Genomic DNA, 24,528 nt, shown 5'->3' with positions numbered 1-24,528 from the left:
TTCACTATAACCCAGCCCTATCCTTGTGAGCCGGGAATAAATTCAGCGCAAAAGTCAGCTTGCGCTGACCCGCTGGAATAGCTGGCCAGGCAGCCGGGCAACCTCGCCAGCGAGTTCGAGCTCGAGCAGGCGCGCGCTGAGTTCGGGTGCCGGCCAGCCGGTTCGTGCCACCAAGGCGTCCAGATTGACCGGGTCGTAGCCGAGTGCGGCCAGGAGTGGATCGCCTTGGCTTTCGTCATCTGTTCCGGCATCAATCGAACGAGTCAGATCGCGGACTCCCCAGGCGAGGTCTTCGAGGATGTCGGCACCGGCCTCGACAAGTTTCGCCCCTTGCTTGATCAAGGCGTGACAGCCGCGCGCCTGAGGCGAATGAATCGAGCCCGGAATCGCGAACACCTCTCGGCCGCACTCCGTGGCCAGGCGGGCGGTGATCAGCGAGCCGGACTGCAGGGCGGCTTCGACCACCAAGGTGCCGCGTGCCAGGGCCGCAATGATGCGATTGCGTTGCGGAAAGTGCGGCGCCAGAGGCGGTGTTCCGGGTGAGTACTCGCTGACGATGAGGCCCTTGCGAGCGATTCGGTGGGCCAGATCCAGGTGGCGGCGCGGGTAGACGCGATCCAGCCCGGTCCCTACCACCGCAATCGTGCCGCCGTCTCCGCTCAGCGCGCCCTCGTGGGCTGCCCCGTCGACTCCCGCCGCGAGGCCGGAAACGATCGTCAGGCCTGCTTGGCTGAGATGTGACGCGAATGAGCGCGCGTTCTCGAGACCCTGCGGCGTGGGGTTTCGGCTGCCGACCACAGCCAGGCTGGGCCGGCTCAGGTACGACGCATCGCCTTGCAAAAACAGCAGGAGGGGTGGGTCGGCCGTAGCCAACAGGTTCTGGGGGTAGGCGCTGTCCCCGAGGGTGAGGACGCTGCGAGGCACGTCGTCGGAACTGCCGGCGAGCCACTCGAAGGCGGCGTCGATGCGCGCCTGGATCTCGTCAGGAAGCTCGGCGAGCGCCTTGGCCGTAGCCCCGCTCACGACCTGCTGTCGGGCGGCGGTCGATGCCGTCAGAACGGCGTCGGGCGAGCCGAACGCTGCCAGCAGCTTGCGGGCCGACTCGCGGCCCACCTGCGGGGTTTCGATCAGCCGCAGCCATGCGGCAAGCTCGACCCGGTCCATGCCGTCGTCGCGGTGGGCGCCGGGCCGTGGTGAGTCAGGGCTGCGTGAAGCGGTCGCCGCGCGACACCGGTTCCTTCACCGTCAGGATCAGCGCGTAGGACATGCGATCGAACACGCGGAAGACGAACAGGTTGCCATGGCGCTCGTCGGGGACCTTGATGGTCGTATTGCCGTCGGTCGGGTCCTTGACGTACGGGCCGGCGCGCCAGAGCGCGAGCACGTGGCCGCTTTCCATGCCGTCCTTGGTGCCACGGTTCAACGCGACGATCTGGTTCTGCCCGGCGTTCACGGCTTCGCCGTAGACGGAGACGATCTGACCCGAAATCTCGCCTTTGGGCGCGTGCGGCACGTAGTTGGTGAAGTCGCGCGGCGGGACAGGGGCCAGTCGGTCGCCGATGTAAGCCTCTTGGCGGTTGCTCGTCACCGTGAACGTGTCGGGCACGATGTCGCCGTTGACGGTGCCGCCGGTGCGCGTGAGCTCGGCGGTGCCGAGGTAGAAGGCTTCGTAGCCCAGCACTTCGTTGGTGGTCGGGTCCGTCAGCGGGCGCGGCTTGCGGAAGATCCGGAAGTTGCGATTGCCGCCCAGATCGCCACGCACGTAGGTGAGGTCGCCGCGGGTCATGAAGGCACGGCCTTCCGGCGACGCCACGATGCGGGGCGCCTTTTCGAGCTCATCCGAGTTGAAGATCACCGCTTCGTTGAGGAAGGGTTCGATCATCGCCAGGGTGACCGACGAAATCGCGTTGTTCAGGTCACCCGAGCGCACGCGCGGCGAGAGCCGGTCCGAGCCGTTCGGGCCTTCGCCTACGCGCAGGGTGGCGCGGCCGTCGCTCTTGACCAGATAAAGCGTCTGGCCCGGGTAGATCAGGTGGGGGTTGCGGATCTGCTGGAGGTTCATGCCCCAAAGCTCCGGCCAACGCCACGGGCTCTTGAGGAACAGCCCGGAGATGCCCCAGAGGGTGTCGCCGCTCTTGACGGTGTAACTGTCGGGTGCGTTGGGCGACAGTTCGGACAAGGGGACACCGGCCGAAGCGACCTGATTGGCTGTGCTGCGCTGCTGCTGGGTGATCGGGAAGTTCGGTTCAGCGGCGGAGGCACCGAGGCAGAAGATGCCCAATGCCAGAGTGATCGCGGAAGCCCGGAAAAAGGACTGGGCGGAACGGGTGCTTCGGGTCATGAAGGTGAGTCTCCGGACGCACAGACAGCACAATACTGGCTGTACGGTTTACTGAACCGGCTGCTGCAAGGGCCCACAGACCGGCGAAAATCTTCATTCAGTTTCGCAGATTCTGACTCTAAACCCTTGATATCGCAACGAAAGTCACCCGACGATACCTTTGTTGTGCTGCCTGTCACACCAGCTGCCGTTGCGTGTTGTCCACAAGGCCCCGGAACCTGATTCTTATGTCCAAGCTCGCCATCCTTCGCTACCCCGACCCCCGTCTCCATACCGTCGCCAAACCGGTTGATGTGGTTGACGACCGGATCCGCCAGTTGGTGGATGACATGCTGGAGACCATGTACGCGGTCGATGGCGTGGGCCTGGCGGCCACGCAGGTCGACGTCCATGAGCGCGTCATCGTGATGGACACATCCGAGACGCGGGACGACCCTCGCGTGCTGATCAACCCCGAATTGACCGCCAAAAGCACCGAAATGAGCATCGCCGATGAGGGCTGCCTGTCGGTTCCGACGGTCTACGACAAGGTTCCGCGCCACACGAAGGTCACGGTCAGGGCGCTCGATCGCGATGGAAATAGCCACGAGTTCGAGGCAGAAGGCTTGCTTTCCGTGTGCGTTCAGCACGAAATGGATCATTTGATGGGCAAGGTGTTCGTCGAGTACCTCAGTTCGCTCAAGCGCGACCGCATCAAGGGCAAGATGCTGAAGAAGGCGCGCGAAGAGCAGCGCGCATGAGGATTGCGTTCGCCGGCACGCCCGAGTTCGCCGCCGTTGCCCTGGCGCGCCTGAAGGACGCCGGTTTCGACATTGCGCTGGTCTTGACGCAGCCCGACCGCCCCGCCGGGCGAGGGCTCAAGCTCCAGCCCTCGGCCGTCAAGGCCTACGCGATGGCGCATGGCATCCCCGTGGCTCAGCCGCGCAGCCTGCGGTTGGACGGCAAGTACCCGGAAGACGCCGCGCAGGCGCGCGAGCAGCTCCTTGCTGCAAGCGTCGATGTGATGGTGGTGGCCGCGTATGGCCTGATCCTCCCGACCTGGGTGCTTGAACTTCCCCCTCGGGGTTGCCTGAACATCCACGCCTCGTTGCTGCCGCGTTGGCGGGGTGCTGCGCCCATTCACCGCGCGATCGAGGCCGGCGATGCGCGCACCGGCATCACCATCATGCAGATGGATGCGGGCCTCGATACTGGCGACATGTTGCTTGTCGAAGCGATCGACATCGCGCCAGGCGACACCACCGCGGCCTTGCACGACCGCTTGGCTGAGCTTGGCGGGCGGCTGATCGTCAAGGCGCTGGAGCTTGCAGCCTGCGGCGGGATCACGGCCACGCCGCAGCCGCTCGAGGGCGTGACCTACGCGCACAAGATCGAGAAGTCAGAGGCCGCGCTCGACTGGTCGCAGCCGGCCGGCACGCTGGCCCGGCGCGTTCGAGCGTTCGATCCCTTCCCGGGTGCGGCGGCCCAGTTCGACGGCGAGCCCATCAAGATTTGGCGCGCACAAGTCGCTGAAGGCACGGGTGCGCCGGGTTCGGTGTTGGCGGTCAGTGACGACGGCATCCGCGTGGCCTGTGGTCAAGCCGCCTTGCTTCTGACAGAGTTGCAGCGCCCTGGCGGCAAGCGGTTGCCGGCCCGGCAGTTCCTCCAGGGCCGCCCGGTGCAGCCCGGGCAGGCTTTCGGTGGCGCGGGAGATTGAACTCTTGGCCGCCGGCCGCATCTACGCGGCTCGAACTCACAAGGAGCGTTGCGAATGTTCAACCTGTTGAAGACCGCCGTGCTGATGGCTGCCATCACGGCGCTGTTCATGGCCATTGGCGCCTTCATCGGTGGCCGCTCGGGGATGATGATCGCGTTGATCGTTGCCCTGGGCATGAATTTCTTCAGCTACTGGTTCTCCGACAAGCTGGTGCTGAAGATGTACAACGCGCAAGAGGTCGACGAGACCAGCGCGCCCCAGTTCTACCGGATGGTGCAAGACCTGGCGCAGCGCGCGCAACTGCCGATGCCGCGCGTGTACCTCATCAACGAAGACGCGCCCAATGCGTTTGCCACCGGCCGCAACCCGGACAACGCGGCCGTCGCCGCGACCACCGGCATCCTGCGCGTGCTGAGCGAGCGCGAATTGCGCGGCGTGATGGCGCACGAGTTGGCGCATGTAAAGCACCGTGACATCCTGATCAGCACGGTGAGCGCCACCATGGCTGGTGCGATCTCGATGTTGGCCAACTTCGCGATGTTCTTCGGTGGGCGCGACAGCGAAGGCCGTTCGCACAACCCGATCGTTGGCCTGCTGGTGATGATCCTGGCGCCGCTAGCTGCAAGCCTGATCCAGATGGCCATCAGCCGCGCGCGCGAGTTCGAGGCCGACCGGGGGGGGGCCGAGATCTCGGGCGACCCGCAGGCCTTGGCCAGCGCGCTGCAGAAAATCCAGCGCTTCGCGCAGGGCATGCCGATCGAGACGGCCGAGCGACACCCCGAGACGGCACAGATGATGATCATGAACCCGCTGTCTGGCGGCGGCCTGCGCGGGCTGTTCTCGACGCACCCGTCTACCGAAGAGCGGGTGGCGCGCCTGCTGGCGATGGCGGCTTGACACCGGCGCGTCTCAATCTCGATCGGTGAAAAGCGGGGCAATTGCCCCGCTTTTTCATTCGTGCGTGAAGCCGGGCCTGCCGAGAATGCAGACCAGACACACCCGCCTTTGTCGTCATGCGCCGCCCCATCCACCTTTCGATCGTGCTGCTTGCCTTTGTGCTGTCGGCGTGCGACCTGTTGGGCGCCTCGCCCGAGCAGCTGGCCGCGGCCAAGGAGGCCGAAGGCAAGGCCATTGGAGCCGCGTGCCGCCACGCCGGCCGGGCGATCGAAGACTGCTACGCGATGAACCGCAAGGCTGACAAGGCCGCGGTGTTCGCGGGTTGGCGCGACATGAACGACTACATGCGCGAGAACCAGATCGAGACCGTGCCCTCGGCGAGCATGGCGGCCAAGGCGGATTCCGGCAGCGACGGCAAGGCTGCCGACGCCGCCCCCGAGGCCCGCACGCCCGATCAAAAGTCGGCTGACGCCAGCAAGCCCAACCCGCCACGGATCGAACGTGCAGAAGCCATCAAGCCTGTGGTTGAACCCATTCCCGATGTGGCGGATCGCCACGCCGCACGAACCGGCCCAAGCGGCAAGGTCCGCGACATCAAGACCCACGACTGACACGGCTTCCCGCTCGGCGCGAGAATGCGCGCCATGCTTTCGTTGAAGGGAACGCTGCGCCACGCGCAGTTCCGCGCCGGCCTGCGCGACATGAGCTCGGTCTCGCTGGGTATCGCGGCTTGGGGCCTGGTGACGGGTGTAGCCATGGTGAAGGGTGGCCTGTCGATCCCGCTGGCCTTGCTGATGAACTTCATGGTGTACGCGGGCAGCGTGCAGTTGGCCGTCATCCCGCTCATGACGGTGGGCGCTCCGATGTGGGTGATCTGGGCCACTGCCGTGTGCATCAACCTGCGCTTCGTGATCTTCAGCGCGCAGTGGCGCAACTACTTCATGCGCTACCCGCTGCGCGAGCGGCTGTTCCTCGGCTATGTCAGCGGCGACCTCACCTATGTGATCTTCATGCGGCGCTTTCCAAAGCCCGCAGAGGGTGAAGGCCAGACCGAATATTTCATCGGCGCTTCGTTTGCCAACTGGCTGTTCTGGGTGGTGCCGGCCACCATCGGCATCCTGCTCGCCGACGTGATCCCCACCCACTGGGGTCTCGGTTTTGCCGGCGTGCTCGCGCTGCTGGGGCTTACCTATTCGCTGATGTCCGATCGCGCGACGGCCATCTCGGCTGCCGTGGCGGGTGCGGCCGCGGTGGCGGCGTTCGCGCTGCCGCTTCGGCTGCACATCGTGGTGGCGATCGCGGCCGCCGTGACGGTCGGGCTCTTGATGGACGGGCGCCGTCCGCGTGCCGCATGAACAGCACCTACGCGCTCGTCACCATCATCGGCTTGACCTTGATCACCATCGTCACGCGCGCCTTCTTCATGATCCCGGAGCGCGAGCTGCCCCTGCCCGACTGGGTGCGGCGGGGCTTGCGCTACGCCCCGCTGGCCGCGCTGGCGGCGGTCGTCGTGCCGGAGGTGGTGATGTCGCAGGGGCAGTTGATCACCACCTGGCAGGACGCCCGCCTGTACGCCGCCGTGGCGGCCACCGCCTACTACTTCTGGCGGCGCGGCATCCTGGGCACCATCCTCACCGGCATGGCGGTGTTGATTCCCTTGAAACTTGGCCTGGGCTGGTGAGTTACAAGCGGGTTCATAGTGTCCAATAGCGGGCTGCACATCCAGTCATCACCGCTCACACCATGAAAGTTCTTCGCTTCCAAGACCTCGCCGATCAAGGCAAGGCGGCCGGTCAACGTGTGTTCATCCGCGCCGATCTGAACGTCCCGCAAGACGACGCCGGCAACATCACCGAAGACACGCGCATTCGAGCGTCCATCCCGTGCATCGAGATGGCGCTCAAGGCCGGAGCCGCGGTGATGGTCACCTCGCACCTGGGCCGCCCGACCGAAGGCGAATTCAAGCCCGCAGATTCGCTTGCCCCCGTGGCCAGGCGCATGGGCGAGCTGATGGGCCGCGAGATCCCGGTCGTGGCCAACTGGGTCGATGGCGTGCAGGTCGCGCCCGGCCAGGTGGTGATGCTCGAGAACTGCCGCCTCAACAAGGGCGAGAAGAAGAACAACGAAGAGCTCGCCAAGAAGATGGCCGCCCTGTGCGACATCTTCGTGCACGACGCCTTCGGCACCGCCCACCGTGCCGAGGCCTCCACCTACGGCATCGCGCAGTTCGCCAAGGTGGCGTGCGCCGGCCCGCTGCTCGCTGCCGAAATCGACGCCATCTCGAAGGCGCTGGCCTCGCCGAAGCGCCCGCTGGTCGCCATCGTGGCCGGCAGCAAGGTGAGCACCAAGCTGACGATCCTCCAGGCGCTGGCCAAGAACGTCGACCAGCTCATCGTGGGCGGCGGCATTGCCAACACCTTCCTGCTGGCTGCTGGCCTGCCGATCGGCAAGTCGCTCGCCGAGCCCGATCTGCTGGGTGAAGCCAAGGCGGTGATCGAGGCCATGAAGGCGCGCGGTGCCGCGGTGCCGATCCCGGTCGACGTGGTGACGGCCAAGACCTTTGCCGCCGATGCGCCCGCCACGGTCAAGGACGCCGCCGACGTATCGGCCGACGACCTGATCCTCGACATCGGCCCCAAGACCGCGGCGCATCTGGCCGAGATGCTGAAGAAGGCTGGGACGATCGTGTGGAACGGCCCTGTCGGTGTGTTCGAGTTCGACGCCTTTGCACACGGCACCGAGACCCTGGCGCGTGCGATCGCCGAGTCGAGCGCATTCAGCATCGCAGGCGGCGGCGACACGCTGGCAGCGATCGCCAAGTACGGCATCGAGAAGGACGTGGGCTACATCTCCACCGGTGGCGGCGCGTTCCTCGAAGTGCTGGAGGGCAAGACCTTGCCGGCGTTCGAGATCCTGCAAAAGCGCGCTCAGGCCTGAGCCCGGGCGCATTCGCCGAGCCCGATCGTTCTCACCCACACAGAAGTACGGAGACCTCACCCATGCCTCGCGCTACCAAGATCGTCGCCACGCTCGGCCCCGCTTCCAGCACGCCCGAGGTTCTGGAGAAAATGATCCGGGCCGGGGTCGACGTGGTGCGGCTCAACTTCTCGCATGGCAAGGCGCAGGACCACATCGATCGCGCCATGCTCGTGCGCGAAGCGGCCAAGGCAGTGGGCAAAGAGGTTGCCATCATGGCCGACCTGCAGGGCCCGAAGATCCGTGTCGGCAAGTTCGAGAACGGCAAGACCATCATCGAGCCGGGGCAGAAGTTCATCCTCGACGGTGCGACCACCGCGCTCGGCACCAACGAGCGCGTGGGCCTCGATTACAAGGAGTTGCCGCGCGACGTGCGCCCTGGCGACACGTTGCTGCTCAACGATGGCCTGCTCAAGCTGACCGTCGATGCGGTCAAGGGTGAAGAGGTGCACACCACGGTGGTGATCGGTGGCGAGTTGTCCAACAACAAGGGCATCAACAAGGCCGGCGGCGGCCTGACCGCGCCGGCGCTCACCGCCAAGGACATGGAAGACATCAAGACCGCGATGAGCTTCCAGTGCCAGTACCTTGCGGTGAGCTTCCCCAAGAACGCCACCGACATGGAAATGGCCCGCCAGCTCGCCAACGTGGCGGGCGAGCCGTATCGGCACAAGCCTGCGCTGATCGCCAAGATCGAGCGCAGCGAGGCGATCCCGGTGCTGGAATCGATCATTCGCGCGAGCGACGGCATCATGGTCGCGCGCGGTGACCTGGCCGTCGAGGTCGGCAACGCCGCCGTGCCCGCGCTGCAAAAGCGCATGATCAAGCTCGCGCGCGACATGGACCGCGTGGTCATCACCGCCACGCAGATGATGGAGTCGATGATCGTGAACCCGGTGCCCACGCGTGCCGAGGTGAGCGACGTGGCCAACGCGGTGCTCGACGGCACCGACGCCGTGATGCTCAGTGCCGAGACGGCCGCCGGCAGGTACCCGATCGAGACGGTGGAGATGATGGCGAGCATCTGCGTCGAGGCCGAGTCCGCCGAAGAGATCTCGCTTGATGCGAGCTTCACCAACAAGACCTTCGGCCGCATCGACCAGTCGATTGCGATGGGCGCGCTGTTCACCGCCTACCACCTGGGTTGCAAGGCCATCCTGGCGCTCACTGAATCGGGTTCGACGGCGCTTTGGATGAGCCGTCACAGGATCCATGTGCCGATCTTCGGTTTGACCTCGCAGGTGAGCAGCCAGCGCCGCATGTCGCTGTTTCGCAATGTCTCGCCCTTGCTGATGCCCAACTTCACCGACCGCGACGAAGCGCTCAAGCACGCCGAGGCCCTGCTGGTGAGCAACGGCGTGCTGCGCCCGGGCGACACCTACGCCATCACCTGCGGCGAGCCCATGGGCTACCCGGGCGGCACCAACATGCTCAAGGTGTGCATGGTGGCGTGAGGCACGCGCCCCACGCGGTGCGATGGTTCACTCGAACCGCAGCGCGATGCCAGTCACGAACAGCAGGTCGTAGTTCTTGAGGCCCGCGCCGGGCGCGCTGTCGTAGCGGTGGATCAGACCGGTCGTGAGTTGCAGTCGATCGGTGATGGCCACGGCCAGGCCCAGATCGAGCACGGTGCGGAACTCGCCCGTGTCGACCAGGTTCGGAATGTAGTCAAGCCGCTGCCTGGCTGAGGTCGACGGCGTCAGCTGGTGTGTCGATGTTTCACTCAGCACGGCCTCGGTGCGGCCGTAGTGCGTGCGGACCTCGCCGCCCACGTCGGTGGGCTCGACGTAGCGGTCTTCGGTGTAGCCGAGACCGACCGAGATGTCCCATGTGTTGCGCTCGTTGCGCACGAGGTGGTGGCCGAGACCGGCATAGGCCGAGTACCGGCCTGCGATGTTCGATGGCTTGTCGCGCAGGTACTCCAGCTTGCCGAACCCGAAGTTGTCGCTGTCCTTGAAGTCCTGGTCGTACTGCGTGAACAGGTTCAGGTTGGCCGCGGTAGTTTCCTCTTCGTCGCGCGCGTAGTTGGCTCGGCCAGTGAATGCCCACTTGTTGTCGTCCGTCTGGCGTACCGCCTCGCCCGTCAGGGTGACGCTGGCGGTACGCGAGTTGCCGTCGGTGGCGCTGGCGTTCAGGCCCCACAGAGAGCGTGTATTGCCGTCGGGTTTGCTGACCAGTTGCGCCTGTGCGTTGAACGCGGTGCCGGCGCCCGCGCATGCCAGCAGGGCCATGAGGGCGCGAAGGGTGGAGGTGTGAGAAGAAGTCATGTGCATTACCTTGTCGTCCCGTCGGCGGCTGGGCAAGGCGTGTGCCGCGCCGCCACAATGCGTGGATGGACACGACGCTCACGCTTGACGACATTCGCGCCGCCGCGCAGCGCATCCACGGCCAGGTGATGCGCACGCCCTGCATGCCGTCACGCACGCTGGGCGAGATCGTCGGCTGCGAGGTCTACCTCAAATTCGAGAACCTGCAGTTCACCGCCTCCTTCAAGGAGCGCGGAGCGCTGAACAAGATCGCGCAGCTCAGCGATGCCGAACGTGCCTGCGGTGTGCTCGCGGTGTCGGCCGGCAACCATGCGCAGGGCGTGGCGTACCACGCACAACGACAGGGCATCCCCGCCACCATCGTGATGCCGCGCTTTGCCGCGCCGGTGAAGGTGATGCGCACGCGCGGTTTCGGCGCGCAGGTGGTGCTGCACGGCGACACCTTCGATGATGCCCGCGCGCATGGCCTGCAGCTCGCGCGCGACCGTGGCTACACGCTGATCCACCCTTTTGACGATCTCGCCATTGCGGCCGGGCAGGGCACGCTGGGGCTGGAGATGCTCGAGCAGCAGCCCGATCTCGACACCTTGCTCGTGGCCATCGGTGGTGGCGGCCTGATCGGCGGTGTGGCCACCGCAGCGCGCGCGTTGCGGCCGGGCATCGAGGTGATCGGTGTGCAGACGGAGCGCTTCCCGGCCGTCTGGAACGCCCTGCACGCTGAGAACCGCGGCACGGCCGAGGCCACCATCGCCGACGGCATCGGCGTCAAGTCGCCGGGCGTGGTGACGATGCCGCTGATCCGCGAGCACGTGAGCGATGTGCTGCTGGTGGACGAAAGCGAGATCGAGCAGGCGATCGTGATGCTGCTGGAGATCGAGAAGACCGTGGTCGAAGGTGCGGCCGCGGTCGGCCTCGCTGCGCTGATCAAGAACCGCGAGCGATTCACGGGCCGCAAGGTCGGCCTGATTCTCTCGGGCGGCAACATCGATCCGCTGGTGCTGGCCGAGATCATCGAGCGCGGCATGGTCAAGTCAGGCCGGCTGGCCCGCCTCAAGCTCGATGTGCGCGATGTGCCCGGCGCACTGGCTGACGTGGCAACGTTACTCGGCCGCCTGGGAGCCAACATCGACGAAGTGCAGCACCAGCGCGCCTTCAGTTCGGTATCGGTCGAGCGGGTTCAGATCGAAGTGGTGGTGCACACGCAGGGCGTGGAGCACATCGAGGAGATCCTGACGGCGATGCGCGCCGCGGGCTACCGCGCCGAGCGAATCGGCTAGCGGCGGCCTCGCGGTCGCCTCGCCCCGATGGTCATCTCAGGCGGCGTGGCGCACGCTCTGGAGCATCGCCGCCACCGCGGGCGACATGTTCAGCGGCACGAGATCCAGGCCGGCCAGCTCAGGCGCCATCACGCGGAAGAGTTCGTCTGCGAAGCTGTGGCCGATGGTCTCGACGCCGTCGAAATCCATCTCGGCACGGCGGAAGACCCCGAGCCGTGCCGCCACGCGCCGCGCCTGGGCGCGCGAATCCAGGCCTGACAACGGGGTGGCCATCAGGCGCAGCGGGACCACCGTTCGCTCGAAGCCGTAGCTCGCGCCGTCGAGGCTGTGCGCCTTCAGCACCGAATCGAGCGTGCGCGTGGTATCGAGCGCGAACGCCGCGTAGACCGAGGTGCCACGGTGTTTGACCGCACGGCCCGGGCGCCAGGTGTTGCCTTCCCATTCGCGGCGCTGAAAGGCCGTGTGATTGGCGTGCAGATCGAACACATCGGCCAGCCGGGAGGTGAAGTACAGGCCACGCCCGGCATGGCGCGCAGGCTGGCTGGTAAGTTTGCCCTTGCTCAGCTCCAGCATGGCGAGTGATGGGTCGTCCAGGTCAAAGCTGCGCGACAGCTGATCGAACACACCGCAGCCGTCGTCAGAGACCAGAAGCTGCAGGTGGCTCGGGGTCTGGCGCAGCGAGACGGTCACCCAGTCACCCCCGCTGTGGTCGATGGCGTTGTTGAGCAGCTCGCCGAACGCGTGCTGCGTCATGCGGCGAAGCTCGGCTGGCAGCGTGAAGAAGGGCGCGAAGTCGCGTGACCAGGGCAGGTCTTCCTGAAGGCCCGCGAGCGGGTAGCGCTTGACGATCTGGCGCAGCAGGCCGGGCCGATAGTGCGGCTTGCGGGCACTGCCCTCGCGTTGCAGCCAACCCAGTTGCACCAAGCGCTGCAAGGCGCGCTGGGCGGTGCCGCGCGTGACGCCCGCCGTGTTCGCCACATGCTGGGCCAGGTCATGCGGATGCGCCAGCGCGTCGGCGGTGATGGTGAGCGTGAGAGCGTTCAGGTCGAGTCGTGCCATGGCGTGCGCCCGGTCATCGTGTGGGCAGTCAGTGTCGGCCGCAGCCTGCGGGTCTGTAGCCGGAAAAGCCGGGGTTTTGCAGTGCAGTTCGGCCATCACCCCCGGACGACGGCACCCCACCCCCAGACGCGGGACCGCGCGCTCTGAAAGGGTTTCCATGGGGGCCGGTCGCTACAATCCGGGCAGTTTCGGTGCGGTTTCACTGCACTTCCGGCGCCTGCGCGTGGCGCAACGCCGAACCGGTTTCATCACTCTTCGGACACGACCATGCCACTCGTCTCAATGCGCCAGCTCCTGGACCATGCCGCTGAAAACGGCTACGGCATCCCGGCCTTCAACGTCAACAACCTCGAGCAAGTGCAGGCCGTGATGGCCGCAGCCGATGAAGTGGGCGCCCCGGTGATCCTGCAAGCCAGCGCCGGTGCGCGCAAGTACGCGGGCGAGCCCTTCATCAAGCACCTGATCCAGGCCGCCGTCGAAGCATTCCCCCATATCCCGCTCGTGATGCACCAGGACCACGGCACCTCGCCGCTGGTGTGCGAAGGCGCCATCAACCTCGGCTTCGGCTCGGTGATGATGGACGGCTCTCTGCGCGAAGACGGCAAGACGCCGGCTGACTTTGCCTACAACGTCGACGTGACGCGCAAGGTCGTGCAGATGTCGCACAAGGTCGGTGTGACCGTCGAAGGCGAACTGGGTTGCCTGGGCAATCTCGAAACCGGTGACGCCGGCGAAGAAGACGGCATCGGCGCCGAGGGCAAGCTTGACCACAGCCAGATGCTGACCGACCCCGAAGAGGCCGCCGTCTTCGTGCGCGAGACGCAACTCGACGCGCTGGCGATCGCCATCGGCACCAGCCACGGCGCCTACAAGTTCTCGCGCAAGCCCACGGGCGACATCCTCGCGATCTCGCGCGTGAAAGAAATCCACAAGCGCATTCCCAACACCCATCTGGTGATGCACGGCTCGTCGTCGGTGCCGGCCGAACTGCTGGCCATCATCAACCAGTACGGCGGCAAGATCAAAGAGACCTACGGCGTGCCGATCGAAGAGATTCAAGAGGCCATCAAATTCGGCGTGCGCAAGATCAACATCGACACCGACATCCGCCTGGCGATGACCGGCGCGGTGCGCAAGTTCCTGGCCGAGAACCCGGACAAGTTCGACGCACGCGAATGGCTCAAGCCGGCGCGTGAAGCCGCCAAGGCCGTTTGCAAGGCGCGCTACATCGAGTTCGGCTGCGAAGGCCAGGCCCCCAAGATCAAGCCGCAGAGCCTGACGCAGATCGCTCAGCGCTACGCCCAAGGTGAACTCGCGCAGACCGTGGTCTGATGGTTCAGTCGCTTCTTCAATCGACGATCACCTCGCTGCCGCTGCTCGCGCGCGGCAAGGTGCGCGACAACTACGCGGTCGGCGACGACCGCATCCTCATGGTCGCGTCCGATCGCCTGAGCGCGTTCGACGTCATCATGGGTGAACCCATCCCCGGCAAAGGTGCCTTGCTGACCGAGATGGCGCTGTTCTGGTTCGCCCATCTGCAGGGCATCGTGCCCAACCACCTGACGGGCGACGACCCCACCTCCGTGGTGAGCGCCGCCGAGCGCGACCAAGTGCGCGGCCGTTCGATGCTCGTCAAGCGCCTGAAGCCGCTGCCCATCGAGGCCGTGGTGCGCGGTTACCTCGCTGGAAGCGGCTGGGCCGAGTACCAGGCCAGCCAGTCGGTGTGCGGCGTCAAACTCCCTGCGGGCTTGCAGAACGCGAGCAAGCTGCCCGAGCCGATCTTCACCCCGGCCACCAAGGCCGAGATGGGCGACCACGACGAGAACATCTCGTTCGAGCGCATGGTGCAGGTGGTGGGTGCCGATCTGGCCGAGCGGGTTCGCGCGACGGCGATCAAGCTCTACAGCACCGCCGCCGAGATCGCACTCAAGAAGGGCATCATCATCGCCGACACCAAGTTCGAGTTCGGCCTCGACGCCGACGGCACGCTGACGCTGATGGACGAGGTGCTCACGCCCGACTCCTCGCGCTTCTGGCCGGTCGAGGGGTACGAGGCGGCCTTCCGCGAGGGCCGCAACCCGCCGAGCTACGACAAGCAGTTCGTGCGCGACTGGCTTGAACAGGCCCGCGTCGAGGGTCAGCCCTGGAACAAGCGCGCACCCGCCCCGACCCTGCCTGACGAGGTGGTCGCCAACACCGCAGCGAAGTACCGCGAAGCCCTGCAGCGCCTCACGGCCTGACGACCACACGATGAAGTCGCGCCTGCTGAGTCGGCTGGACTTTGCCATTGCCGGTGCGTCGCACCCTCTGCAGGCCGACTGCCTGCGTGCCGAGCGCGCTTGCTTGTTGGCAAGGCAGGGTCAGATCGCCACGGCGCGTGCCGAACTCGCCATGCTGCAGACGCAGTACGCGATCCGACCCCAGCCGGTGATGAGTGCCTGGCTCAGCCTGCTCGACGGACTGTGCAGCTTCTTCGTCGATCTCAGCCGGATGGCCCGCGACAAGATGTCGCGCGCTTACGCGCTCAGCGCTGCCGCGCGCGACCCTCGCCTGCATGCCTTGGCCGCAGCGTGGCTGGCGCACCTCGACTACGTCGACCACGACCTCGAAGCGACGGCACGCCATGTCGCCGAGGCCTTTCATCTCTCGGATGACAGCCAGCACGGTGCGCGTGCGCGTGCCTGTCTGGTCGTGGCCCAGTGCTATCACTTCGGCGGGCGGTTCGACAAGGCACAGCCCTGGTACGCCAAATCTCGCCACCACGCCAACGCCGAAGGCGACGAGGCCATGATGAGCGCGATCATGTACAACATGGCGAGCCTTCTCACGAGCGAATCGCTTCATGGCTTGCTGCGAGGCACGCAGGACGACGACATGAAGCGACGCGCCATGCTCGGTGTCGAGTCGACCGGCAACTTCGACGCGCTGATCGGCACGGCATCACTTCAGGCGCTGGTTCCGTTGCTGCGCGCACAGATCAGTTCACAGCATGGGCTGTGGGCTGACGCCGTGAGCCTCTACGAGACCCACTTCAGCGACGGCCTGCTGCAGGGCCTGGACCGCATGCGCGCCTACCTGGGTGCCGATCTCGCGTGGTGCCGGCTGCAACTGGGCCAGACCGAGAGGGCGCTGAAGGATGCACTTGCGGCCGAGGTGGCATCCGAGCACGACCGCGATGTCGACGACCGCGCGGCCGCGCACACGCGCCTGGCGCAGGTGTTTGCACAGCTCGGCCGCGAGGATGCAGCCGCGCGGCACCGCGCGCAGGCGCTGCTCGATTGGCGCACCCACGACCGCGATCAGGCGCTGGCGCTGGCGGTGATGGACAAGATCACCCCCAAGCTGCCGAGCACCTGAGAGGCCGGGCGGCCTCTCAGAACAAGGCCATGCTCAGCTTGCGGCGGTACTGGTCGACCACCGGGTCGGACGGTGCGGTGCTGACCTTGCCTGCCACCTCGAGCGCACCCTGGGGCGCAGCCGCTTCGGTCTTGGCCGGTGCGGGCTTGGTCATCAATTCCAGGATCGCCACATAGGTCTTGCGCGCCAGTTCGTTGTTCCACGCCTTGTCGCGCATCACGATCTCGAGAAGCTCATCCATGGCTTGGGTGTAGCGCTGAGCCGCGAAATGACTCTGGGCGAGTTCGAAGCGCGCATCGAAATCACGGCGGTTCGCGGTGATGGCGGCGGTCAACGCATCGGTGCTGCGGGCTGACTCTGCCTTCTCGCTGGCATCGATCCAGTGGCCGGCGGCCGACAGGCGACTGTCCAGCATGACCTTGCTCGCCACTGGTTCGAAGGCGCGGCGCGCCTCGGCCACGCGCCCGGCCGACAGCAGGGCGCGCAGGTAGTCGTAGCGGGCGGAGTCGTTGGCCGGGTCGATCGCCACGGCCTCCTGCAGCTTCTCGAGTGCGCTTTCGGTGTCGCCCTCGGCAAGCAGTTCGCTGCCGAGCGCAGCCTCTTCCTCGGCTGCCGCTTCGTCGGCACTGGGCACGTGGCGGTCGAGGAACTCGCGCAACTTGTCTTCGGGCAATGCGCCCACGAAACCGTCGACCGGTTGGCCGCCCTTGAACATCACGCAGAACGGGATGCTGCGCACGCCGAACATCTGCGAGAGCTGGCCCGAGATCTCGGGTTGTTCGTCGGCATTGAGCTTGGCCAGCTTGAAGCGGCCGGCATAGGCGACTTCGAGCTTCTCGAGGACCGGCGTCAGCGACTTGCACGGGCCGCACCAAGGCGCCCAGATGTCCAGCAGCACGGGCTGCTGCATCGACGCATTGATCAGGTCGGCCTCGAAGTTTTGAATCGTGATATCCATCGGCATCCGGTGGTGAAGTAGGGCGGTCGGGCTTGGGCGGGCAAGAGTCGAGGTGATGTCGCCCCGCCTACAATTCAAGGTTCATCAGCACCTGGAGCGAGCCTTGAGCAGCGCCCCCGTGGTTGGCGTGGTGATGGGCTCCAGCAGTGACTGGGAGACCCTGCGCCTCGCGACCGAGATTCTCGCCGAGTTCGGTGTCCCCTTCGAGGCCCGGGTCGTCTCGGCGCACCGCATGCCCGACGACATGTTTGCCTACGCCGAGAGCGCCGCCGGGCGCGGCCTGCGCGCGATCATTGCCGGCGCTGGTGGTGCCGCGCACCTTCCGGGCATGCTGGCCGCCAAGACCACGGTGCCCGTGCTGGGCGTGCCGGTGGCGAGCCGCCATCTGCAAGGCGTCGATTCCCTGCACTCGATCGTGCAGATGCCCAAGGGCATTCCGGTTGCCACCTTCGCGATCGGCACCGCTGGTGCAGCCAACGCGGCGCTGTTCGCCGTGGCGATGCTGGCCACGGAGCAAGCTGAACTGCGCGCGAAGCTGGAGGCCTACCGCGCCAAGCAGACCGAAGTGGCGCGGGCCATGTCTGCCGATCTGAAATGAGCCAGCAATTCATTGGCCCCGGCGCCACCCTGGGCGTGATGGGCGGCGGCCAGCTGGGCCGCATGTTCGTGCACGCCGCGCAGCAGATGGGCTACGCGACCGCCGTGCTCGACCCCGACGCGGCGAGCCCGGCGGGCCTGGTCTCGCATCACCATGTGGGCGCCGATTACCTCAGTGACGCCGGCCTGGCCGAGCTGTCAAAGCTTGCGGCTGCCATCACGACCGAGTTCGAGAATGTGCCGGCCGCGGCGCTGCGCCGCCTGAGCGCGGGCGGCAAGCCGGTGGCGCCGTCGGGCGATGCGGTGGCAACCTGCCAGGACCGCGCGTTGGAGAAGGCGCATTTCGTGTCATGTGGCGTCCCCTGCGCGCCCCACGCGGTGATCGAAACTGACAAGCAGCTGCATGCGATCGACGAATCGCTGCTGCCGGGCGTGCTCAAGACGGCGCGTCTGGGCTACGACGGCAAGGGCCAGATTCGCGTGAGCAACCGTGCCGAACTCGAAGCTGCTTGGGCATCGCTGAAGCAGGTGACGTGTGTGCTCGAGAAGATGCTGCCGCTGGCGTATGAGGTGAGCGTGATCGTGGCGCGTGGCGCTTCCAGCGAAACCGTGCACTTCCCACTGCAGCAGAACCTGCACCGCGATGGCGTGCTCGCCGTCACGCAGGTGCCTGCGCCCGACGTGACGCCGGCCGTGCAACAGCAGGCCATAGCCGCGGCGGAGAAGATCGCCTCGGCGCTCGGTTATGTGGGGGTGCTGTGTGTCGAGTTCTTCGTGCTGGCAGACGGCAGTCTCGTCGCCAACGAGATGGCACCGCGACCGCACAACTCGGGCCACTACACGATCGATGCCTGCGATCTGTCGCAGTTCGATCTGCAGGTTCGCACGCTCACCCACGCGCCTCTGACGGCTCCGCGCCTGCATTCGAGCGCGGTCATGCTCAATCTGCTGGGTGATCTGTGGTTCTCCGAGGGGGATGAAGAAACGTCGCCGCCATGGGACCGCGTGCTCGCGCTGCCGGGTGCTCATCTGCACCTGTATGGCAAAGCCAGCGCGCGCAAGGGCCGCAAGATGGGCCACCTGACCTTCACCGCGGCAACGCCGCAAGCTGCGCGAGGCGCCGCCTTGCAAGCGGCCGAATTGCTGGGCTTGCCGGCCTGGTGAATTGACGTGCTGATCGACGGACACGACGCGCAGGCGATCGCGCAGGCCGCGCAGGCGCTGGCGGGTGGCGAGCTGGTCGGCTTCCCGACCGAAACCGTCTACGGCCTCGGAGCGCGCGCCGATGACGACGCGGCGGTGGCCAAGATCTTCGCCGCCAAGGGGCGGCCTGCCGACCACCCCTTGATCGTGCATGTGGCTTCTCTTGAAGACGCCGAACACTTCGCCGGCGAATGGCCGCCGATCGCCAAGCGCCTCACCGAGGCGCTGTGGCCCGGGCCGCTGACGGTGATCGTGCCGCGGCGAGCGGGCGTGGCCGGCGCAGCCGCGGGCGGCCAGGGGAGCATCGGCCTGCGCTGGCCGGGGCACCCGGTCGCTCAGGCGCTGCTGCGTGCCGCCAGCGCCTTGGGCGTTAGAGGTGTAGCGGCGCCGAGCGCCAACCGCTTTGGTCGCATCAGCCCGACGCAGGCCCGGCACGTGGTCGAAGAGCTTGGTGACGATCTTCTGGTGCTCGACGGCGGCCCCTGCGAGGGCGGCATCGAGTCGAGCATCGTGGATTGCACGCGGGGACACCCGGTGCTGCTCAGGCCCGGGGTGCTCACGCGCCTGCGCTTGGAGGCTTTGGCCGGAGAGGCCTTGCTCGAGCGCGACGAAGCCGCACCGCGGGCCTCCGGCACGCTCGAGGCGCACTACGCGCCGCGCGCCAAGCTGCGGCTCATGCCCGCCGAAACCTTGCGGGCCGCCTTGCAAGTCCTGGTGGAGGGCTCGGCCAAGGGATCGCCGCTGAAGCTGGCGGTATATTGCCGCACCGTGCCTCGCCGTTCGGCGCCTGGGGCTGTGTACCGGCCCATGCCCAGCGAGCCAGCGGCCGCGGCCCACGAATTGTTTGCAGTTTTGCGTGAACTGGATGACCAGGGTGCGCATCTCATCTGGGTGGAAGAACCGCCCGCCACCCCCGAGTGGGAAGGCGTGCGCGACCGCTTGCAGCGCGCCGCAGCCGCCTGACCCTGGCGCCCTGCCCAACGTCTTTTGGAGATTTCATGAAGTTCAAGGTGAATGTGGCGCGCAGCGTCGTGATGGCGGGCCTGGCCGCGGGCCTGCTGGCCTCGTGCGGGGGCGGCACGGAGATCGAGGAGTTCGTGCCGAACCGGATCATCGCTTTCGGCGACGAGAGCAGTCTGGTGATGGATGGCGGCAGGAAGTACACCGTCAACGCCATGCAGTACGACACCACGGTGACGCCGCCGACCCCGATTGCGTCGACCATCGACTGCGGCTCCAACCCCGTCTGGGTCCAGTCGCTGGCCTACAACTACCGCATGGTGTTCGACAAGTGCCCGTCGGTCGGCTCGGGCTTTTCTGTCAGCGGCATCATGCGCTCGCAGGCGCTGACCGGCGCGGCCGGCCTGGTCACGCAGGTGGATCAGTTTGTCGCCAGCAACTCCTTCAACGACAAGGATCTGGTCTTGCTGATGACCGGGATGCACGACATCCTCGCCCAGTACAACCGCCTGGCGACCGAGCCCGGGGTGACTCGCGACCAACTCATTGCGGTTGTCCGACAGGCCGGAACCTTGGTCGGCAACCAAGTTGTGCGCTTGACGGACCTGAAGGCGAAGGTGATCGTCTCCACTGTGCCCAGCCTGGGCATTTCGCCCTTCGGCTGGACCGAGGAAGCGGCGCACCCGGGCGGGGGCCGGTCGGCGCTCCTAAATGACCTCACCAAGGAGTTCAACAGCTCCCTTCGCCTGCAACTCGAAAATGTGCGCGACGGGGGGCACGCCGTCGGCTTGATCCAGGCAGACGAACTCGTTCTGGCCATGGCTCAGACGCCCTCCGCCTACGCCATCACCGACCCCTGGAATGCGGCCTGCACCGTGGCGACGCCGGATTGCGACCAGACCACGCTGGTCGCGGGTGCGGCTGGTGCGGCCAATGGCTATGGAACCTACTGGCTCTGGTCCGACGACAAGCACCTCGGTGCCTCGGCCCACGGCCGCATCGGCAGCCTCGCCGTCAACCGCGCGCGTACCAACCCGTTCTGACGCGCACGACGATCAGCGCAGCGGTCGGCGAGGCGCGGCGCGCGCCTCGATCGCAATCTTCATCGCGAGGATGCTCGCCGCCAGTACCAGCGTGATGGCATTGGCCAGCGTGATCGGCCACGAACGCAAGGCCACACCATAAGCCAGCCACAGCGCCACGCCCAGCGTGAAGGCGCTGTACATGCCCAGCGAGATGCCGCTCACGTCGCGGGTGCGCACGGTGTGCCAGGCCTGAAACGCGAACGAGCCGGTGGTGAGAGACGCGGCCAGGTAACCGAGCCAGTCGAAGTACGTGGTCATGGCCGGGTGGGGCTGGGTGGCGCGGCAGGCAAGGTCGTGGTGGCGACGGGTGGCGGGAACAAAACCGGCATCGGCTCCGCAGGCGGCGCCGAATCGTTGGCCACGGTCTGCACCAGCGCTTCGAGGGCCGGCCGCGCCGCGTTGGCGTTCGGGTGGTTGATGAGGGCCACCAGCACGTAGCGCCGCCCGCCGAAGCTCAGCACGTAGCCGGCAACGCCGACCACGTCGCGCAGCGATCCCGTCTTGAGGTGCGCGCGCCCGACTGCCACCGTGCGCGCTCGGCGCATGGTGCCGTCGATGCCTGTGACCGGCAGCGAACTCATCAACTCGGACATCGACGGCCCCGCGTAGGCGGCCTGCAGGAGCCGAGCCAGCAGTTGCGCCGTCAGGCGGGTCTCGCGCGACAGACCGGAACCGTTGTCGATGACGATCCCCGCCGGGTTTTCACCCAGGCGTTCGGCCAGCCACATCCGCAGTACGTCGCGCGCTTGATCGGGCGTGCCGCTGTTGCGCTGCGTGAGACCGAGCGTGAGGAACAGCTGCTGCGCCATCACGTTGTTGCTGAACTTGTTGATGTCGCGGATCACCTCGGCCAGCGGTGGCGAACTCAGCTCGAAGCTCGGTGGCTCGGCCGGTGCCACGCCTTCGCGCACGCGACCGGTCAGGCGCCCGCCCATCTCGCGCCACAGGCCGGCGAGCACGCGGGCGGTGTAGCTCGCGGGGTCGGCGTAGGCCAGCGGCCATTGCCGCTCGCCGCAGCTCATGCGGTAGCTCCCGGTGAAGCGGATGCGTTGCGGGTCGGTGAACTCGGGCGCGAGCGCGCCGCGCCAGTCGTCGCACACGCCGCGCGCCAGCGGCACGGTCGCATCGACCTTCACGCCCGCCAGCGGTGGCTCGCTCGACACGATGGCGACGTTGCGTGCGAGGTCGGGCGTGAAGGTCAGGAGCACCGACTTGTAGTTGATCAGCAGGGCATCCGCCCCGGCGTTGGACGGCCGATAGGGCTCGTTGTCGAACGCGGCGGCGTCGTGCGCGGGCAGGGCGAACGCACTGCGGTCGATCACGATGTCGCCGCGGATCTCGCGCACGCCCAGTTGCTGCACGCGCCGCAGCGCCAGCCACAGCCGCTCCTGCACGAGCTTGGGGTCTCCACTGCCCTTGATCACGAGGTTGCCGTCGAGCACGCCGTTCTGCGTGCTGCCCTGCAGCCACACAGGCGTCTGCCAGCTCCATGCGGGGCCGAGCAGGTCCAGCGCGGCAGTGGTCGTGACGAGCTTCATCAGCGAGGCCGGGTTCACCGGCACCTGCGGCTGCCACGAGATCATGGGCACCCGTGCGCCCACCTCCTGGGCCAGCACCACCATGGACTCGCGCGGCACCTTGGCGCGTTGCAGCGCAGCCTCGACGTCGGCGGGCAGGGTGTTCGCCAGAGCCACCGCACCTGGCAGCAACAGGCACAGACTGGCAGCGCAGATATGCGTGCGCAAGACGGGGTAGAGAGGCATGCCGAGATGATCGCACGCACCTCGGCCGGTAGACTCGGCCCCATGGGCAAGCTGCTGGCATTCGACACCTCGACCGACGCGATGAGCATCGCGCTGCGGCTGCCGCAGGGGGTGCTGGTGCGTGAAGCGGTGGGTGGTGCGCAGGCGTCGTCGCGGCTGATCCCGGATGTGCTGGCCCTGCTGGCCGAGGCCGGTTGCCGGTTGGGCGAACTCGATGCCATCGCCTTTGGCGCCGGCCCCGGGGCCTTCACCGGCTTGCGCACCGCCTGTTCGGTGGCACAAGGCCTGGCCTTTGGCGCCGGCAAACCGGTGGTGCCGGTCGACAGCCTGATGCTGATGGCGCAAGACGCACGCAACCAGGCTGCGGCGAACGACCTGGTCTGGGTGGCGATGGACGCGCGCATGGACGAGATCTACGCCGGCGCGTACGCGTGGCAAGGCGCACGCTGGCGGGTGGTGAGCGCGCCCGCTCTCTACGCCGTCGAGGCGCTCAACGCCTGCTGGCAGGTCACGCCGCCTTCGCTCGTGACCGGCTCGGCGCTCGAGGCATTCGGCGATCGATTGCATCTGGGGAGCGCGCGGCGAATCTCGCAAACGCAGTCGCGCGCCACGGCGCTCGCCGACGTGGCTCTGCAGCTTTGGGCCGATGGGGTGCAGGTCGATGCTGCGCACGCGTTGCCGATCTACCTGCGCGACAAGGTCGCGCAGACGACCGCCGAGCGCGAGGCGATCCGTCTGGCGAAAGAGGCGGCGGCATGAGAGGTCAGCGATGAGTGCCGTGCTGCGCGACGAGCGCCTGCTGCTGCCCATGACCATGAAGCAGCTCGATGCGGTTCTCGCCATCGAGGTGCGGGCATACGCATTCCCGTGGACACGCGGCAACTTCATCGATTCGATGGCCGCCGGCTACCCGGCTCAAGTGCTGTATGGCGAGCAAGGCGAAATGCTGGGCTATTTCGTCGCGATGGAGGGCGTGGACGAGATTCATCTGCTCAACATCACGGTGGAGCCAGCCGCACAAGGGCAGGGCCATGCGCGATTCATGCTCGACGAGTTGTGCGCGCTGGGGCGGGGCAAACGGGCGCTGCAGATCTGGCTTGAGGTGCGCGAAACCAACCTGCGCGCACGCGCGATCTATGAGCGCTATGGGTATGCACATGTCGGCCTTCGCCGCGGGTACTACCCGGCCTCGCGCGGCACCCATGTGAACGGCCGTGAAGACGCGGTGGTGATGAGTCTTTCACTCGCTGATACCCGATCGAACGAACACGGAGCGTCTGATGGGCTGGACTGAACGCCAGATCGCGATGCTGGGTGAGATGGGCATCCGGGTCTGGAACCGCGCCGAAGGCGCGAACGAGCCTGCACCCCACGCCGCGGATGCCATGGTGATCGATCACGCCGCGCCGGCGCCCGCTGTGGCCGAACCGGCATCTGCGCGCCCCGCTGACACCCCAGCCAAGTCCGAGCCTGGCACGCGCCCGGTTGGCATCGAACACATGGGTTGGCCGCAGCTGCGCGAGGCAGTGGCGGGCTGCACGGCCTGCGCCCTGTGCAGCAGCCGGCGACAGACCGTGTTCGGCGTGGGCAACGAGCGGGCGCACTGGATGATCGTGGGCGAAGCGCCCGGCGAGCAGGAAGACCGGCAGGGTGAGCCCTTCGTTGGCAAGTCGGGTCAGTTGCTCGACAACATGCTGCGTGCCGTGGGGCTCACGCGCGGTGATGCCGCGCCCGAATCACAGGTCTACATCGCCAACACACTCAAGTGCCGTCCGCCGGGCAACCGCAATCCCGAGCCTGCGGAGCTGGCGCAATGCGAGCCCTACCTGATCCGGCAGGTCGAACTGGTGCAGCCGCGCATCATCCTTGCGATGGGGCGGTTCGCGGTGCAAAGCCTGCTGCGCAGCGACGAGCCCATCGGCCGCTTGCGGGGCCGCGAACACAGCTACCAGGGCGTGCCGTTGATCGTGACCTACCACCCGGCCTACCTGCTGCGCAACCCGGAAGACAAGGCGCGCGCATGGGATGACCTGTGTCTCGCACGCGAGGTGATGGCGCGCCGGGCAGGCTAAAGCCCCAGACGAGCGCGGCT

26 protein-coding genes are annotated in these 24,528 nt (G+C 66.9%); 19 read left to right on the top strand and 7 right to left on the bottom strand.

The genetic code is table 11. The features are described 5' to 3' along the window. Positions 1-54 precede the first annotated feature (54 nt). A complete protein-coding gene (gene dprA / locus AC1KAR_RS15330) occupies positions 55-1,164 on the bottom strand; it encodes a DNA-processing protein DprA (RefSeq protein ID WP_480319179.1) in 1,110 nt (369 codons plus the stop codon). Positions 1,165-1,198: 34 nt separating this feature from the next. Next, entirely contained in the window at positions 1,199-2,341 is a 1,143-nt protein-coding gene (locus tag AC1KAR_RS15325) for a LysM peptidoglycan-binding domain-containing protein (RefSeq protein WP_480319177.1), read from the bottom strand. A 227-nt stretch (positions 2,342-2,568) separates the two neighbouring features. On the opposite strand from AC1KAR_RS15325, the gene def reads away from it, so the two are divergent. The 8 genes from def (at position 2,569) to pyk (ending at position 9,364) form a co-directional block, all read left to right on the top strand. Next, complete coding sequence (gene def, locus AC1KAR_RS15320) at positions 2,569-3,081, top strand: peptide deformylase (RefSeq protein ID WP_480319176.1); 513 nt, start codon at positions 2,569-2,571, stop codon at positions 3,079-3,081. Continuing rightward, on the top strand, positions 3,078-4,037 hold the full coding sequence (gene fmt / locus AC1KAR_RS15315) for a methionyl-tRNA formyltransferase (protein WP_480319174.1): 960 nt from the start codon (positions 3,078-3,080) through the stop codon (positions 4,035-4,037). The genes def and fmt overlap by 4 nt, the downstream gene beginning before the upstream one ends. A 54-nt stretch (positions 4,038-4,091) precedes the next feature. Continuing rightward, positions 4,092-4,934: a zinc metalloprotease HtpX gene (gene htpX / locus AC1KAR_RS15310; RefSeq protein ID WP_480319172.1), complete on the top strand. Its 843-nt coding sequence runs from the start codon at positions 4,092-4,094 to the stop codon at positions 4,932-4,934. A gap of 116 nt (positions 4,935-5,050) precedes the next feature. Next, positions 5,051-5,545: a hypothetical protein gene (locus tag AC1KAR_RS15305; RefSeq protein ID WP_480319171.1), complete on the top strand. Its 495-nt coding sequence runs from the start codon at positions 5,051-5,053 to the stop codon at positions 5,543-5,545. 24 nt (positions 5,546-5,569) lie between these two features. After that, a complete protein-coding gene (locus AC1KAR_RS15300; RefSeq protein ID WP_480319169.1) occupies positions 5,570-6,289 on the top strand; it encodes an AzlC family ABC transporter permease in 720 nt (239 codons plus the stop codon). Further along, positions 6,286-6,615: an AzlD domain-containing protein gene (locus AC1KAR_RS15295; RefSeq protein WP_480319167.1), complete on the top strand. Its 330-nt coding sequence runs from the start codon at positions 6,286-6,288 to the stop codon at positions 6,613-6,615. Before AC1KAR_RS15300 ends, AC1KAR_RS15295 begins: the two co-directional genes overlap by 4 nt. 62 nt (positions 6,616-6,677) lie before the next feature. Beyond that, on the top strand, positions 6,678-7,871 hold the full coding sequence (locus AC1KAR_RS15290; RefSeq protein ID WP_480319165.1) for a phosphoglycerate kinase: 1,194 nt from the start codon (positions 6,678-6,680) through the stop codon (positions 7,869-7,871). 62 nt (positions 7,872-7,933) lie between these two features. Next, complete coding sequence (pyk, locus tag AC1KAR_RS15285; protein WP_480319163.1) at positions 7,934-9,364, top strand: pyruvate kinase; 1,431 nt, start codon at positions 7,934-7,936, stop codon at positions 9,362-9,364. 27 nt (positions 9,365-9,391) lie between these two features. On the opposite strand, the gene AC1KAR_RS15280 is transcribed toward pyk, so the two are convergent. Continuing rightward, entirely contained in the window at positions 9,392-10,177 is a 786-nt protein-coding gene (locus AC1KAR_RS15280) for a DUF481 domain-containing protein (RefSeq protein ID WP_480319161.1), read from the bottom strand. A 65-nt stretch (positions 10,178-10,242) separates the two neighbouring features. Here AC1KAR_RS15280 and AC1KAR_RS15275 point away from each other — a divergent pair, with 65 nt between their 5' ends. After that, positions 10,243-11,454, top strand: a complete 1,212-nt coding sequence (locus tag AC1KAR_RS15275) for a threonine ammonia-lyase (RefSeq protein ID WP_480319159.1) — start codon at positions 10,243-10,245, stop codon at positions 11,452-11,454. 36 nt (positions 11,455-11,490) lie between these two features. On the opposite strand, the gene AC1KAR_RS15270 is transcribed toward AC1KAR_RS15275, so the two are convergent. Next, positions 11,491-12,513 carry an ATP-binding protein gene (locus AC1KAR_RS15270; RefSeq protein ID WP_480319157.1) on the bottom strand — a complete coding sequence of 341 codons (1,023 nt, stop codon included), beginning with the start codon at positions 12,511-12,513 and terminating at the stop codon, positions 11,491-11,493. A 267-nt stretch (positions 12,514-12,780) separates the two neighbouring features. On the opposite strand from AC1KAR_RS15270, the gene fba reads away from it, so the two are divergent. Genes fba through AC1KAR_RS15255 form a run of 3 tightly spaced genes read left to right on the top strand, consistent with a single transcriptional unit; the run spans position 12,781 to position 15,870 of the window. Further along, entirely contained in the window at positions 12,781-13,845 is a 1,065-nt protein-coding gene (gene fba, locus AC1KAR_RS15265) for a class II fructose-bisphosphate aldolase (protein WP_480319155.1), read from the top strand. Next, on the top strand, positions 13,845-14,753 hold the full coding sequence (locus AC1KAR_RS15260; protein WP_480319153.1) for a phosphoribosylaminoimidazolesuccinocarboxamide synthase: 909 nt from the start codon (positions 13,845-13,847) through the stop codon (positions 14,751-14,753). Before fba ends, AC1KAR_RS15260 begins: the two co-directional genes overlap by 1 nt. A 10-nt stretch (positions 14,754-14,763) precedes the next feature. Beyond that, entirely contained in the window at positions 14,764-15,870 is a 1,107-nt protein-coding gene (locus tag AC1KAR_RS15255) for a hypothetical protein (protein WP_480319151.1), read from the top strand. A 16-nt stretch (positions 15,871-15,886) separates the two neighbouring features. On the opposite strand, the gene AC1KAR_RS15250 is transcribed toward AC1KAR_RS15255, so the two are convergent. Further along, positions 15,887-16,828, bottom strand: coding sequence for a tetratricopeptide repeat protein (locus AC1KAR_RS15250; RefSeq protein ID WP_480319149.1), 942 nt, complete (start codon positions 16,826-16,828; stop codon positions 15,887-15,889). A gap of 133 nt (positions 16,829-16,961) precedes the next feature. On the opposite strand from AC1KAR_RS15250, the gene purE reads away from it, so the two are divergent. Genes purE through AC1KAR_RS15230 form a run of 4 tightly spaced genes read left to right on the top strand, consistent with a single transcriptional unit; the run spans position 16,962 to position 20,631 of the window. Then, positions 16,962-17,426, top strand: a complete 465-nt coding sequence (gene purE, locus AC1KAR_RS15245) for a 5-(carboxyamino)imidazole ribonucleotide mutase (RefSeq protein WP_480319442.1) — start codon at positions 16,962-16,964, stop codon at positions 17,424-17,426. Continuing rightward, positions 17,423-18,589 carry a 5-(carboxyamino)imidazole ribonucleotide synthase gene (locus AC1KAR_RS15240; protein ID WP_480319147.1) on the top strand — a complete coding sequence of 389 codons (1,167 nt, stop codon included), beginning with the start codon at positions 17,423-17,425 and terminating at the stop codon, positions 18,587-18,589. Before purE ends, AC1KAR_RS15240 begins: the two co-directional genes overlap by 4 nt. 6 nt (positions 18,590-18,595) lie before the next feature. Then, on the top strand, positions 18,596-19,591 hold the full coding sequence (locus tag AC1KAR_RS15235) for an L-threonylcarbamoyladenylate synthase (protein ID WP_480319145.1): 996 nt from the start codon (positions 18,596-18,598) through the stop codon (positions 19,589-19,591). Between the two features lie 35 nt (positions 19,592-19,626). Continuing rightward, entirely contained in the window at positions 19,627-20,631 is a 1,005-nt protein-coding gene (locus AC1KAR_RS15230; protein ID WP_480319143.1) for an SGNH/GDSL hydrolase family protein, read from the top strand. Positions 20,632-20,643: 12 nt separating this feature from the next. Here AC1KAR_RS15230 and AC1KAR_RS15225 read toward each other — a convergent pair whose 3' ends face one another. Both AC1KAR_RS15225 and dacB read right to left on the bottom strand, forming a co-directional pair. After that, positions 20,644-20,931 (bottom strand): SemiSWEET transporter, encoded by a 288-nt coding sequence (locus AC1KAR_RS15225; RefSeq protein ID WP_480319141.1) that lies wholly within the window; start codon positions 20,929-20,931, stop codon positions 20,644-20,646. Beyond that, positions 20,928-22,436 (bottom strand): D-alanyl-D-alanine carboxypeptidase/D-alanyl-D-alanine endopeptidase, encoded by a 1,509-nt coding sequence (gene dacB / locus AC1KAR_RS15220; protein ID WP_480319139.1) that lies wholly within the window; start codon positions 22,434-22,436, stop codon positions 20,928-20,930. Before dacB ends, AC1KAR_RS15225 begins: the two co-directional genes overlap by 4 nt. 42 nt (positions 22,437-22,478) lie before the next feature. Between dacB and tsaB the strand changes: the two genes are divergently transcribed. The 3 genes from tsaB to AC1KAR_RS15205 are packed head-to-tail and all read left to right on the top strand — an operon-like array spanning position 22,479 to position 24,508. Continuing rightward, on the top strand, positions 22,479-23,195 hold the full coding sequence (gene tsaB, locus AC1KAR_RS15215) for a tRNA (adenosine(37)-N6)-threonylcarbamoyltransferase complex dimerization subunit type 1 TsaB (RefSeq protein ID WP_480319137.1): 717 nt from the start codon (positions 22,479-22,481) through the stop codon (positions 23,193-23,195). A gap of 10 nt (positions 23,196-23,205) precedes the next feature. Then, on the top strand, positions 23,206-23,730 hold the full coding sequence (gene rimI / locus AC1KAR_RS15210; RefSeq protein WP_480319135.1) for a ribosomal protein S18-alanine N-acetyltransferase: 525 nt from the start codon (positions 23,206-23,208) through the stop codon (positions 23,728-23,730). Then, positions 23,717-24,508 (top strand): uracil-DNA glycosylase, encoded by a 792-nt coding sequence (locus AC1KAR_RS15205; protein ID WP_480319133.1) that lies wholly within the window; start codon positions 23,717-23,719, stop codon positions 24,506-24,508. The genes rimI and AC1KAR_RS15205 overlap by 14 nt, the downstream gene beginning before the upstream one ends. Positions 24,509-24,528: the final 20 nt, after the last annotated feature.

The sequence above is a fragment of the Piscinibacter sp. PDB1-1 genome (genome assembly GCF_056675995.1).
Note: the sequence above shows the minus strand (reverse complement) of the source record. Positions and strands in the feature narration are given on the sequence as shown.